Origin of the sequence: Flavicella sediminum (assembly GCF_006381105.1) — a bacterium.
GTDB classification, from domain to species: Bacteria; Bacteroidota; Bacteroidia; order Flavobacteriales; family Flavobacteriaceae; genus Flavicella; species Flavicella sediminum.
The window spans coordinates 275,749-289,298 of record NZ_VDET01000008.1 but is presented as its reverse complement, the minus strand read 5'-3'; the positions used below and the strand labels follow the sequence as shown (position 1 = coordinate 289,298).

The following is a 13,550-nucleotide window of genomic DNA, read 5'->3' as shown; positions in this document are numbered from 1 at the left end:
TACGTTACTTTATCATGAAATTAAAAATACTATTAATTGCGTTTTTTTCTTGTACTGTTTTAATACAGTGTACAGAGAATAAAAAAGAATCACCAACTGCGATAAAGAAAAAACTACCAAATATCGTTTTCATCTATACCGACGATCTAGGCTACGGTGATGTCGGGTTTAACGGCCCAAGTCAAATTAAAACTCCCAACTTAAACAAATTAGCCAACAACGGTTTGCGCTTTACAAATGGTTACGCAAGCTCTTCTACATGCACGCCTAGCCGGTATGCCTTACTAACGGGTAGATATCCTTGGAGAGAAAAAGAAGCTAAAATATTACCAGGAACTGCGCCCTTAATAATTGGTACAAATCAAGCAACCATTCCTAAAATGTTAAAAGAAAAAGGATACCATACTGGAATTGTTGGCAAATGGCACCTAGGTTTGGGAGCAGGAAATGTAAATTGGAATGAAGAAATTACTCCCGGCCCCAATCAGGTTGGTTTTGATGAATCTTATATCATGGCGGCAACTCAAGACAGAGTACCCACCGTATACATAAAAAACGGGCATGTAGTAAACATAGATCCCAATGATCCTATTGAAATAGATTATCAAAACAACTTTCCTGGTCAACCAACTGGACTCGACAACCCTGAATTGTTAAAAATGAAATGGTATGACGGGCATTACAATAGTATTGTTAACGGAATTCCTCGAATAGGGTTTATGAATGGCGGAGAAAAAGCCAAATGGATTGATGAAGATATGGCGGATCATTTTTTACAAAAAGCCCAAGACTATGTAAAAAAAAACAAAGACAAACCTTTCTTTTTATACTATGCGATGCAACAACCGCATGTACCCAGAACGCCTCATCCACGATTTGTTGGAAAATCGGGTTTAGGATCAAGAGGTGATGTCATTTTAGAAGCGGATTGGTGTATTGGAGAATTTATAAAAACATTAGAAAATGAAAACTTATTAGAAAATACATTGATTGTTTTTTCTAGCGATAATGGCCCTGTTTTAAATGATGGCTATTATGATGATGCCGAAGAAAAACTAGGCAGTCACAATCCGTTTGCTCAATTTAGAGGTGGAAAATATAGTTTGTTTGACGCAGGTACACATGTTCCATTTTTCACTTATTGGAAGGGAACTATAAAACCAGCCGTTTCAGATGCATTGGTTTGTCAAATTGATTTATTATCTTCATTGGCCAAACTTGTTGGCAGCAATACTAACGTTTCTGATAGTAAAGAATTGCTGAACACCTTCCTCGGAAAATCCGCAATAGGAAGAGAGCATCTTGTCATTGAAGCCATGCAATATACCGCCTTTAGAAAAAACAACTGGATTATGATTCCACCAAATGACGGAGAAGCTGTAAACAAAATGGTGAAAATAGAATTGGGAAATTCAACCAAATACCAACTTTATGATATTAGCAATGATATTGGCCAAAAAACTAATTTAGCAAGCGTATATCCAGATAAACTAAAGGAGCTAATTCAAGAATATAAAAAAGCAATAAAATAATCTCACACAAAACTAGATGCTCTATATGCTGCCACTTTTCCTATTCAGAATTAGAGAGGGGGATTTTTAATTTCCCTTCTCCCCCTTAAAACATGGGGCTAGCCAAATAGAATCAGAACAATTTCCCCCGCTGTATAGAGCAATATACACCGCCCTACAACCAAAGTTATTTTAGACATTTATCCTGTTAAAAAACCATTATAAACAACTTTTACTAATTATGAAAAAAACTATCTATTTATGGAAATTCGTTTTTGGCTTCTTGCTCATTTTTGCAAGTTGCGACAAAGAAACGTTTATTTCCAACACAAGCTCCGCTGACTACAAAGCTCCAAATAGTCTTCTTTATGCAGAAGTAACAAATGTTCGGGAATATGCAGCTGTAAAAACAGGAACACCAGTTTTAGATACTGACGGACTTATTCCTAACTTCGAAATTATCTCAGGAAGATCAGAAGATGGAACTATACTAGATGCCTCTTATATGGATGCCGTTAGCATCAGCAATCCTGTGTTAATAACAAAGGATTTGGCTATTGAAGACCAATATGAACTAAATGGAGAGCTCATCACACAAACAGAAGGTTGGGAAACTAAAAACAGTGGTATCATCCAAATTGCCGACGAAAACAAATTCGGAATCGGAAACTACTACTTTACCGTAAAAGTAACTACCACTATCAACGAAATAAGTCATAGTACTGTTTTTGAGGATGTATTTCACCTAGGGGTTGGACCACAATTAGTCAGTACTTTATTGTATTCGCCTTTAGCACAAAACCTGGTTGCAAATACAGGAGCTAAAACATCCAAACCTTATTTAATTACAGGCAATCCTGCCGTTACTTTTGCATTGACAAGCGATACTGACAAACTAGGTATCAACTCAGAAACAGGAGTCATCAGTCTTAAGGATGGATACACGACAACTGAAAACGACACCATTTACCCAAATGTACAAATCACTAGTACCATTAGTGGAGAAACTACAGAATTTAATGGAGAAGGATTTTTAATGTTAGTTGCTTCCAACACTCCAGTAGTTTTGCCTAAAAAAACCAATTACTTTTTCTATCCTACTTTTCAGGCAGAAAATAAACTGTACGGTTACACTAAAGAAATTATAGATCTAGGAAGTATCACCGCAGACAAAGTTTGGATCCAATCTGGCCCAGCAAATATTGCGGCTGCAGAGCGACCTTCAGATGTTACAGGTATCAAATCTATCTTCACAAATCCAACAGCCGGAACACAAGAACTTCATGAATCCTATGTAACCATCAACCCTCAAGATTTAACGCGTTATAGATTGGGTTATAATTTAGCAACGGTCTTTTACATTAAAAATCAATATGTTGAATACATGCCTTCTGGAATTGCACCAACAGAATTAGAAATTTATATTTCTACAGACTATACAGGTGATGATGCTAGCTCTACGTGGACCAAAGTAAACGACCAACTAAGTTGTCAAATTAATAGCTTAGATGCTCCCACTATTATTGGAACTCCTTATCCGGGTGATCAAAAATTAAAAGCAGGAATGGCCAATTTTGGGCAAGACACTTCAAAAAATGCAGATGCAAAATGGGTACGTTGCGAAATGAACTTAAATGAATACAAAGACGTAAAAAGCTTTGCCTTAAAGTTTAAAATCGCTTGTAATTTTACTAAGGCTGAATACCCAACTGGCGTAAAAGGTGTAGGTGGAAGCCGATTAGGAAGATACTATATCTCAGATGTACATTTCAAAGCTTCTGAAGAATAAATCCATGTCATTTACAAAAACACACAAACAAATGAAAAAAATAATTTTACTTATCATACTCATAAGCTGCTCTTTTTCTGGATTTTCACAAATTAGTGTCAACGGAAAAGTAACCGATAGTAGCGGAGAACCACTACCTGGGGTCACCATTTTAATAAAAGGACTGGCTAAAGGAACAACTTCAGATTTTGATGGCTTGTATTCCTTTCCAAAAATAAAAAACAATGCTGTTTTAATTTTTAGCTATTTAGGATACGAAACACAAGAAGTCTATGTAGAAGGAAAAACCAACATTGATCTTGTTATGAGCCAGTCTAGCGTTGGCTTAGAAGAAGTTGTTGTTGTAGGTTATGGAACGGTAAAGAAAAAAGACTTAACCGGATCTGTAGCAACTATTAATGCTGATGACTTAGCCAAAACAGCCACCACAAACTTTGACCAAGCCATTGCAGGACGTGTTACAGGCGTACAAGTTTCTTCTGTAGATGGTACTCCTGGAGAAAGTTTGAAAATTGTAATTCGTGGTGGTAACTCTATTACAGGTGACAACTCTCCTTTGTATGTGGTAGACGGAATTCCTTTGGAAGATTTTGACCCCGCCAGCATTAGTACTAGTGATATTGAAAGCTTTGATATTTTAAAGGATGCCTCGGCTACCGCTATTTATGGATCTAGGGCTGCCAATGGAGTTATTATAATTACCACCAAACAAGGTAGAAGCGATGGTAAAACGGATGTAAAAGTGAGCTCTGCTTACAGCATGCAGTGGATTCCTAACAGACTGGAAGTTTTAAGTCCGTATGAATATGTAAAGTACCAACAAAATATTGCCACGGCTTTAGACAATTATACTCCAGGTGACTATACCCGATTTTTCAAGAAACAATGGGTAGATGCTGAACTATACAAAAATTCAGAAGGAACGAGCTGGCAAGATGCTATTTTTAGATTGGCTTCAACCACAAGACATACCGCTAGTTTAAGTGGTGGTAACAAAACAAGTACCTTATATTTTTCTACGGAATATTTAGACCAAGAGGGTACGCTGTTAAACACAGGATTTAAAAAAGTATTGAACAACCTTAAATTCTCTCATCGATTGAGCTCTAAAACTAACTTCAATGGATACATGCAATATTCTCACCTTAAAAAATCTGGAATAAATATTTCAGGAAATAAATACACCAGTATTATTAGAGATGCCTTACAATTTAGACCTGTTGAACCAATTATTGACGATGGCTTAGAACCTGGAGGATACGATCCTGATGAAATCAATCAACGTTATTTATTCAATCCTGTAAAAAGTTTAGAAAATACAGACAGACAAAGTATCTCAGATGTGATCCGTGGTAGTGTTTCGATGACGCATAAATTCAAACCTAATTTGTACTTTAAAACCTCTGGTACTTACCAAGTAGACACGAGAAAAGAATCTGTTTTTTACGGACAAGAAACACAGCAGGGAACCCGAGGAACCGATCATATAAACGGAACCTTAACCATGAGACGTTACCAAACATTGTCTACCTCAAACACCTTAACCTATAAAAAGAAATTCGGAAAAAACAACCTAACCTTTTTAGGGGGATTTGAAGCTCAAAAAAGAGACTATGAATATGCCCGTATGAAAAACTCTGAAATCCCTACAGACATTTTTGGAATTGCGAAGCTTGGTTTTGGTACCTCACCTTCTATTCCTGAAACGTTAATTTCGGGCAATACTTTGGCTTCTTTCTTTGCAAGAGCTAATTATGCGTTTAAAAATAAATATTTACTAACGGCTACTTATAGAGCCGATGGTTCTTCAAAATTCAAACCAGAAAATCGCTGGGGCTATTTCCCTTCTTTCTCTGGAGCATGGAAAATAAGCGACGAAGATTTTATGATGGATATAGATGCCATAAGTTTTGCCAAACTTCGTATTGGTTGGGGGAAAACAGGAAACAATCGCGTTGGAGATTACGACGCCTTTAGCCAACTAAATGCCAGTACTTCTAGCGGATATGTTTGGGGAGTTGGACAAAATTACATTCCTGGTGCATACCAAAGTAATTTAGGAGTTCCTGATTTAAGATGGGAAACTACTGCGCAAACAAACGTGGGCTTAGACCTTGCTTTATTCAACCAAAAAATAGAAGTAACTGCCGACTATTACAAAAAGAATACGAGTGACCTGTTATTAAAAGCAGAAATGGCTTTACATACCGGTTTTGATAAAGTACAACAAAACATTGGAAAAGTAGAAAATGAAGGTTTTGAATTAACCATCAACAGCACAAACATCCAAAAAGATCGATTTAAATGGACCACTGCTTTCAATATTTCATTTAATAAAAACACAACAATTGCTTTAAACGATGGTCAAGATGCTATTTATACAGACCCTGAATGGAGCGGAAGCTATCCTGAATACCAATACATAACCAAAGTAGGAGAGCCTGTTGGAATGATGTACGGTTTGCAATTTGATGGCATTTACCAATGGGATGATTTTTATTGGGATAATGGACTTCAAGCTTATCAATTAAATGAAGGAATTCCTGATAATGGAACCTTACCTGTAGGACCTGGAAGTGTTAAATTTATTGACCAAGATAATAATGGAACGATTAATTCGGACGACAGAGTTGTCATTGGAAATCCACACCCAAAACATTTTGGAGGATTGAACAATAGTTTTCAAATTGGAAATATAGATCTTCAATTTTTATTACAATGGTCCTATGGATTTGATATTTTGAATACAAACAATGCCGTTTTCGGAGTACCTTCTGCACAACGATCTAACGGGTTTGCTTCTTTAGCTAACGCATGGTCACCAACAAATACAGATACGGATGTTAGTACCGTACGTTATTTATCTATTTATGGAGCACCGCCAAAAGGAAACCAAATTGACAATCGTTCTGTTGAAGATGGCTCTTACCTAAAATTCAAATCATTTACCGTTGGTTATACTGTCCCTTCAAATATTTCTGAAAAACTAAATATCCAAAGGCTACGGTTCCATTTTACAGGAAACAATCTATTTACTTGGACCAAGTATTCTGGATACGACCCAGATGTTTCTGTAGGTAAATTTGGAGCCTTAACCCCAAACTTAGATTACTCAGCATACCCACAAAGCACAACATTAATGACGGGAGTTGAAATTACTTTCTAATGAATGATCGTCTTTAAAACTAAAACACATACCATGAAAAACATATTAAAATTACCTCTTAGCATACTCACAATGGCCTTGCTTTTTTCAAGTTGTGAGGATTTTTTAACAGAAGAGCCACAATCTACCTTAGGTGTTGACGATTTTTACAGTTCTGAAATTGAAGCTGAAATTGCCATTGCAGGAATCTATTCTCCATTAGCAAGCGATAAGGTCTACGGGCAAAATATGACCGTATCTATGGAGTCTGGTACAGATGAAGGATACTACAATAGAAGATACAACGAAAACTGGACGGTTGGTTTGTACCGACATACACCAGCAGACAATGACATCAAAGATTTATGGTCGGGCTTATATTCTTCCATCAACTTAAGTAATTTGTTTATTGAAAAATTGAACAAAGATGCTTTTGAACTAGCGCTTTACAACCAATATATTGCAGAAGCTCGTTTTTTAAGAGCCCTTTCTTACGCTCTTTTAGTAGATTGGTTTGAAGAAGTTCCTCTGTCCTTAAAATCCACTCAGGATCAATCTTCCAATCATTTGGCACCTGCTTCTTTAGAAACATTGTACGAACAAATTATTGCAGACTTCATCTTTGCTTCTGAACACTTACCAAAAGCAAATGACCCAAATTATGTAGTGGGAAGAGCCAACAAAATGGCCGCACATGGATTGATGGCAAGAGTGTATTTAAAAATGGCAGGATACCCTTTAAATGACACTTCAAAATACCCATTAGCAAAAGAGCAATGCGAAGTAATCATAAATGATCCTGACCAAGTGCATGGTTTAAATCAATCAACCACTGAATTAGTCGCAGCAACAGAAACAACAGAAGAAAAAAGAGTCGTTACCGTTGATGGCTATAGAAAACATTTCTTAAGCTATATTGAAAATGAATACGACGTAAAGGAATCTATTTTTGAAATTTCTTTTTCTTACCTAAGAGAGCTAGGAATTGATACACATGGACGTATTGGAGGTATTAATGGCTTGGCCTTTGGTTATGGAGGTGGAGATGATGGTTACCCTGGTGCCTATGCCATGTTTAACGCTTCACCTATACTAAACGATTTGTATGTAGCCAACAACGATAGCATCCGTAAACAATGGAATGTTCCTGCTATGCAGTATACAAATAATGGTGATGCCAGAATGGTGACTAGTACCTTAGCAGCCAATTATTGTCCCGGAAAATTTAGACGTTGGGAACCTTCTGATTACAATGATTTATTTCTTACTCCTGAAGACGGCGTTATTGAAGCCTATACTTTATTAGAAGCCAACCCAACTCCAAACAAAAATTTTACAGGCGTAAATTTCCCCGTATTACGTTATGCGGATGTTTTATTGATGTTTGCCGAAGCTGAAAACGAAATCAACAACGGACCTACAGCTTTAGCCATAGATGCATTAGATCAAGTAAGAGCAAGAGCCGGCGTAAGTCCTATAGCCGAAAAAGTTGGTGCAACTGCCAACAAAACAAACTTTTTTAATGAGTTGGTAGACGAACGTTTACGTGAATTGTGTTTTGAAGGCTTGCGCAAACATGATTTGATAAGATGGAACTTATTAGGTGAAAAATTAAATCAATTGAATGAAACGATTAAAGGGTCGGCAGACTATAGCAGCGCAAATGAAAATCATAATGCTTTTTTACGATCAGGTGAGTTTTTTGACCCTGCAAAACATATGTCTTTACCATATCCTTTACAAGAAGTTCAGCTAAACAACAATTTAGATCAAAAATCAGAATGGTAAACATCTCTTTATTTTTCTAAACACAACGAAAGCCTCTTACTCATTTGTAAGAGGCTTTAATTTACAACAACAAATCAAAAAAACAATTCGATTTCATTCTTCTACAGAAGAAGAAATTGTTCACTAAATGAATATACAATGAAGCATTTCCAACTTTATCTTTCAAAAATTGTTCAAAGTTTACTAGTGGTACTACCCATTGTAACCTCCAACTTTCTTCATGCCCAAAAAGAGGAGCGTCCAAACATCATTCTAATCATCACCGATCAACACAACGCCAGAGCTTTGGGCTCAACAGGAAATAAGGCCGTCAATACTCCAAATTTAGACAAGCTTGCCAACAGCGGAATACGTTTTGAAAAAACCTATGTGACCTTTCCTCTTTGCACGCCTTCTCGATCAAGTATATTTACTGGTAAAATGCCTCATACCCTTGGTGTGCATTCAAACAAAGAAGGAGACAATAAAATAAATCCTTTAGAAAAAAAACACGTGCTTGGAAAACTATTGACCGAGGCAGGTTATGATTGTGCTTATGGCGGAAAATGGCATGCCCATGAAGCAAATATGGTGGCAGGCAACGGATTCGAATTTATTGCTCCAATGGGAGATATTGGCTTGGCTGAAAAAAGTATCGCCTATTTGAATTCTAAAAAAGATTCAAAAAAACCTTTTTTTATGGTTGTTTCTTACGATAATCCACACAATATTTGTGAATGGGCACGTAATGAACCTCTACCCTATGGCAACGTAAATGAGCCCAAATTAAGCCTTACACCTCAGCTTCCTAAAAACTTTAAAAAATCGAAAAAATTTCCAGAAGTATTAAATTGGGAGCAACAAGCCAATAAAAAGGTTTACCCTACAGCATATTATTCTAAAGAAGATTGGCGACAATACCTGTATGCTTACTATCAATTAGTGGAAAAAGTAGATCATGAAATTGGAAAAATTCTGAATGCCGTAGACCAATTAAAATTAAAAGACAATACCTTAATTTTATTTACCAGTGATCATGGGGATGGAAATGCTGCACACGGATGGAACCAAAAAACCATTTTATTCGAAGAAGCTGTGAGAGTTCCTTTTGTTGCCAGTTTCAAAGGAAAAATAAAACCTGGAAAAGTTAATACACACTCCGTAATTTCTAACGGTCTAGATTTATACCCTACTATTTGCGACTACGCCAAAATAGTCCCTCCTGAAAATAGAGATGGAAAATCATTGAAAAAATTATTTGAAGAAAAAGAAAACAATTTAAACAGAAAATTTGTTGTCATTGAAACAAAATTTGAAGGAAAGCAAGCTCTTGGAACAATGGGTAGAGCCGTTGTTTCGAAAAGGTATAAATACATACTATACAACTGGGGAAAACACAGAGAACAACTTTTTGATTTAGAAAATGATCCTTTAGAAATGAATAACCTGGCAAATTCTAAAAAACATTTAAAAATTTTAGATACCTATAGAGAATATTTACATAAATGGTGTTCTAAAACAAAAGATTACAAATTCTTAAAAAAAATAATTTTGCCCAGTAAAAGCACATTTACAAGTGACGCATTATTTTTAACTCCATATTAAATCACTTTAAAAAACGAATCTATGAAATATGCAATTATTTTCCTCATATTGTTTTGTATATGCTGCAAACACAACTCGCCTGTTCCTGAAGGAGCCGCTTTATACAAAGCCTCAAATTGGGTTGTTGAACAACAAGAAGGAGGTACCGTTATTTTTCATATGAACCAACTAGAAATAACTGATGCCAAGGGTTGTACGGTTTGGTTAAAACACAAATTGAAAGCTCCAGTAAGCATTCAATACGATGCTACGGTAATTTCTAATGGCGGCCCATTTGATCGTGTTTCTGATCTAAATTGTTTTTGGATGGCCAATGACCCTAGCAGTCCTAACAATTTTTTCAAACATTCAAAAAAAAGAGCCGGAAAATTTTCAAACTACCATAGCCTAACACAATATTATGTAGGCTATGGAGGTCATAACAATAGCAAAACTAGATTTAGAAGATACAATGGTCAGGAAAACAGACCACTTTTAAAAGAGCACGATTTATCCGACAAAAAATTTATGCTAGTTCCTAATAAAAAAATGCGAATTACCTTAAAAGTTAAGAATAATACAGTCACTTATGTAAGAGATGGTGAAGTTATTTTCACCCTTACAGATTCAATTCCGTATCACTCAGGTTATTTTGGAATTAGAACTGTAAAAAATCACATGAAAATTGAAAACATAAAAATTCAAGAGTTCTAAAACGGTTTTCATAGTTCTTTATTTCTTCTAAAAAAGTCATCTTAACAAATTACAAGATGACTTTTTTAGTTTAGACACTTTTCAGCATCAACTATCTTAAACCCTTGTATTCATAAGGATTACAACTACTAAATCAAATTTAACACACGTTTTACCCCCCATCTAAAACGTAGTAGCCCCCCTTTAAAACACCAAATTTAATAGAAATTGCACTTAGAAAAAACGACAAAAATCCTTATTGCAAAATCATCTATATATTATGAGAATTTTAAAACCATTGGCACTTCTTTTAAGCATCATCTTATTAAGTTCATGCATGGCCACAAGTAAAAAAGAAAAAATAAGTCAAGTTGAAAAACAACTTCTTTATGCTGAAAAACAATTATCACTACTTTTGGTTGATGCAGAAAAAGCGAACAAAATCCCACGGACTTTAGACGAACATGGACAAATGCATTTCACCCACAACAATTTTGATTGGACCGAAGGCTTTTACCCCGGAAGTTCTTGGTATTTATACGAAGCCACTGGAGATGTGAAATGGAAAAATGCTGCTGAAAAATTTCAAAGTTTATTTGAAGAACACAAAAACAGAACTACAAATCATGATTTAGGTTTTGTTTTTAACTGTTCTTATGGAAATGGATATCGACTAACAAAAAACGAAGCTTTTAAAGAAGTGATGATTACGGCTGGTAATTCTTTACTAACACGTTTTAACCCGAATGTAGGTTGTATTAAATCTTGGGATGTTGACAATGGTTGGCAAGCCACAAGAGGATGGGAATTCCCTGTAATTATAGACAATATGATGAACCTAGAACTTTTATTTGAACTTAGCAAATTAACGGGCGACATGAAATACCAAGAAGTAGCTATAGCGCATGCCGACACCACACTTAAAAATCATTTTAGAAGTGATAACAGTTCCTACCATGTGATAGATTATGATGCTGAAACAGGAGCCGTTCGTAACAAACATACCGCACAAGGTTTTGCCCATGAAAGTTCTTGGGCACGGGGTCAGGCTTGGGGAATATATGGCTATACCGTTTGTTACCGATACACAAAAAATGTTAAGTATTTAAACCAAGCAGTAAAAATTGCAGACTATATACTTAACTACAAAGGTATGCCTACTGATGGTATTCCTTATTGGGACTACAATGCTGCTAATATTCCTAATGAACCAAGAGATGTTTCTGCAGCAACAGTTACCGTAGCTGCCCTTATTGAATTAGATGGTTATACCGAAACTTCTTATTTACCTGAAATTGACAAAATCTTGCGTTCTTTGGCTACTGAAGAATACACAGCCAAACTAGGAAAAAACAAAAACTTTTTGTTAAAACATTCTGTAGGAAGCATTCCTCATAATAATGAGATTGATGTACCTTTAAACTATGCAGATTATTACTATTTAGAAGCTTTGTTAAAATACGAAGACAGCTATTCTCCTAAAAATTAAAACTTAAAAAATGAATATCAAACTCATAACATTCTCCTTAATCAGCTTCCTAAACATTTCTGTTAATGCACAAAAAAGCGCACTTTGGAATGAATTTGTAGACGCAAAAAAAAACGGCACAGAAGCTGTTTTACCCGATTTTTCTTTTGCTGGCTATAAATATAGCGAAGTAGAAATACCTTCTGTAAACTATAAAATTTTTGATGTCACTAAATTTGGAGCAAAACCAAATGACACAAAGTCTGACAAAGAAGCCATACGAAAAGCGATTGCAGCCGCGATTAAAAACAAGGAAGGAATTGTATTTTTTCCAAAAGGAAAATATTATATCAACACCTCCAAAGATGACATAAAACCCATCCTGATAAAAGCATCTCATATAGTGTTTCGGGGTGAAGGAGCAGGAGAAAATGGATCCGTTTTGTTTTTTGAAAAGGACTTACCTCCTACCGATCCTAAAAAATTATATAGCTGCCCTAGTGCTATTCAAACAAGTGCTGGTGGATCGGACAATTTATTGACAGAAGTAACTGCCAATGCTAAAAGAGAAACCTTTAAAATTAGTGTAAAGGATGCTTCAAAAATAAAAAAAGGCGATTGGGTTATTTTAAAAGTAGTGAACAATAGCAAAGATTTAATTCGCTACGACACCCAACCTCTTACTGTTGAAAAAGAATGGGAAACCATACGAAACAAAGGAGTACAAGTAAATGAAAGACATCAAGTGGCACATGTAAAAGGAAATACAATTACCTTTAAAGAGCCGATCCGCTTTGATATTCAAAAAAGACACCAATGGAAAATTTATAGCTTTGCTCATTCCGAAGGTTTAGGTTTTGAAAATATCAGATTTGAAGGAAACTGGATGAAAAAATTCAAACACCACAGATCGGCACAAGATGATGGAGGCTGGAGTATTCTAAAAGTTTCAAGAGCTGTCAATTCTTGGGTTAAGGATTGTACATTTAAAAACGTCTCCAATGCTTTAGGCTTTTCTCAGTCGGCCTACAGTACTGCCCTAAACATTCAAATTGAAGGAAATATCGGTCATAGTTCTGTTCATGCAGGAGGAGGTTCTACAGGAATTTTATTAGCCAATATTATTGACAAAGCAGGAATGCATCACGCAGCTGGGGTTGGTGGAGGAAGTACCTGTGCCACGGTTATTTACAAAGCTACTTACCCAGCACACACTTCGTTTGAATCGCATGCTTCGCAACCGCGTTGTACTTTATTTGACAATGTTGAAGGCGGTTTTTTTGCAGGACGAGCTGGTGGAGCTAGAAAAAACTTACCAAATCATGGACGCTATTTGGTTTTATGGAACTATAAAGAAACGGATGTCGCTGAAAAAGACTTTCGATTTGTTGCCACAGACTCTTGGTACTGGAGAATTGTACCACCTATTATTGTTGGATTTCATGGATCCGAAACTACTTTCAAAAAAGACGAAGTACAAGTTCTAGAAAGCCTAGGAACCCCGGTTACACCAAAATCATTATTTGAAGAACAACTAAAATTACGTTTAGGAAAACTACCTGAATGGATAAAAAAATAATTAATTCTAAACAA

8 protein-coding genes are annotated in these 13,550 nt (G+C 35.8%); all 8 read left to right on the top strand.

The genetic code is table 11. The features are described from left to right. Positions 1 to 14 precede the first annotated feature (14 nt). Positions 15 to 1,532 carry a sulfatase family protein gene (locus FGM02_RS11335; RefSeq protein ID WP_139958494.1) on the top strand — a complete coding sequence of 506 codons (1,518 nt, stop codon included), beginning with the start codon at positions 15 to 17 and terminating at the stop codon, positions 1,530 to 1,532. A 220-nt stretch (positions 1,533 to 1,752) separates the two neighbouring features. Next, positions 1,753 to 3,300: a hypothetical protein gene (locus FGM02_RS11330; RefSeq protein ID WP_139958493.1), complete on the top strand. Its 1,548-nt coding sequence runs from the start codon at positions 1,753 to 1,755 to the stop codon at positions 3,298 to 3,300. A gap of 31 nt (positions 3,301 to 3,331) precedes the next feature. Further along, the gene (locus tag FGM02_RS11325) at positions 3,332 to 6,466 is read left to right on the top strand and encodes a SusC/RagA family TonB-linked outer membrane protein (protein ID WP_243739391.1); all 3,135 of its coding nucleotides are present in this window, start codon (positions 3,332 to 3,334) and stop codon (positions 6,464 to 6,466) included. Between the two features lie 33 nt (positions 6,467 to 6,499). Further along, positions 6,500 to 8,233 (top strand): RagB/SusD family nutrient uptake outer membrane protein, encoded by a 1,734-nt coding sequence (locus tag FGM02_RS11320; RefSeq protein ID WP_166461168.1) that lies wholly within the window; start codon positions 6,500 to 6,502, stop codon positions 8,231 to 8,233. Positions 8,234 to 8,371: 138 nt separating this feature from the next. Then, positions 8,372 to 9,817 carry a sulfatase family protein gene (locus FGM02_RS11315; protein WP_139958490.1) on the top strand — a complete coding sequence of 482 codons (1,446 nt, stop codon included), beginning with the start codon at positions 8,372 to 8,374 and terminating at the stop codon, positions 9,815 to 9,817. Between the two features lie 21 nt (positions 9,818 to 9,838). After that, positions 9,839 to 10,510 carry a DUF6250 domain-containing protein gene (locus FGM02_RS11310; protein ID WP_139958489.1) on the top strand — a complete coding sequence of 224 codons (672 nt, stop codon included), beginning with the start codon at positions 9,839 to 9,841 and terminating at the stop codon, positions 10,508 to 10,510. A 259-nt stretch (positions 10,511 to 10,769) separates the two neighbouring features. Then, a complete protein-coding gene (locus FGM02_RS11305; protein ID WP_139958488.1) occupies positions 10,770 to 11,978 on the top strand; it encodes a glycoside hydrolase family 88 protein in 1,209 nt (402 codons plus the stop codon). Positions 11,979 to 11,988: 10 nt separating this feature from the next. Continuing rightward, positions 11,989 to 13,536 (top strand): DUF4955 domain-containing protein, encoded by a 1,548-nt coding sequence (locus FGM02_RS11300; RefSeq protein WP_139958487.1) that lies wholly within the window; start codon positions 11,989 to 11,991, stop codon positions 13,534 to 13,536. Positions 13,537 to 13,550 lie beyond the last annotated feature (14 nt).

Excerpts from the sequence above, each read along its gene's own strand:
- FGM02_RS11335 (WP_139958494.1), top strand. The coding sequence starts at position 15 with ATGAAATTAAAAATACTATTAATTGCGTTTTTTTCTTGTACTGTTTTA.
- FGM02_RS11330 (WP_139958493.1), top strand. The coding sequence starts at position 1,753 with ATGAAAAAAACTATCTATTTATGGAAATTCGTTTTTGGCTTCTTGCTC.
- FGM02_RS11315 (WP_139958490.1), top strand. The coding sequence starts at position 8,372 with ATGAAGCATTTCCAACTTTATCTTTCAAAAATTGTTCAAAGTTTACTA.
- FGM02_RS11310 (WP_139958489.1), top strand. The coding sequence starts at position 9,839 with ATGAAATATGCAATTATTTTCCTCATATTGTTTTGTATATGCTGCAAA.
- FGM02_RS11305 (WP_139958488.1), top strand. The coding sequence starts at position 10,770 with ATGAGAATTTTAAAACCATTGGCACTTCTTTTAAGCATCATCTTATTA.
- FGM02_RS11320 (WP_166461168.1), top strand. The coding sequence starts at position 6,500 with ATGAAAAACATATTAAAATTACCTCTTAGCATACTCACAATGGCCTTG.
- FGM02_RS11325 (WP_243739391.1), top strand. The coding sequence starts at position 3,332 with ATGAAAAAAATAATTTTACTTATCATACTCATAAGCTGCTCTTTTTCT.
- FGM02_RS11300 (WP_139958487.1), top strand. The coding sequence starts at position 11,989 with ATGAATATCAAACTCATAACATTCTCCTTAATCAGCTTCCTAAACATT.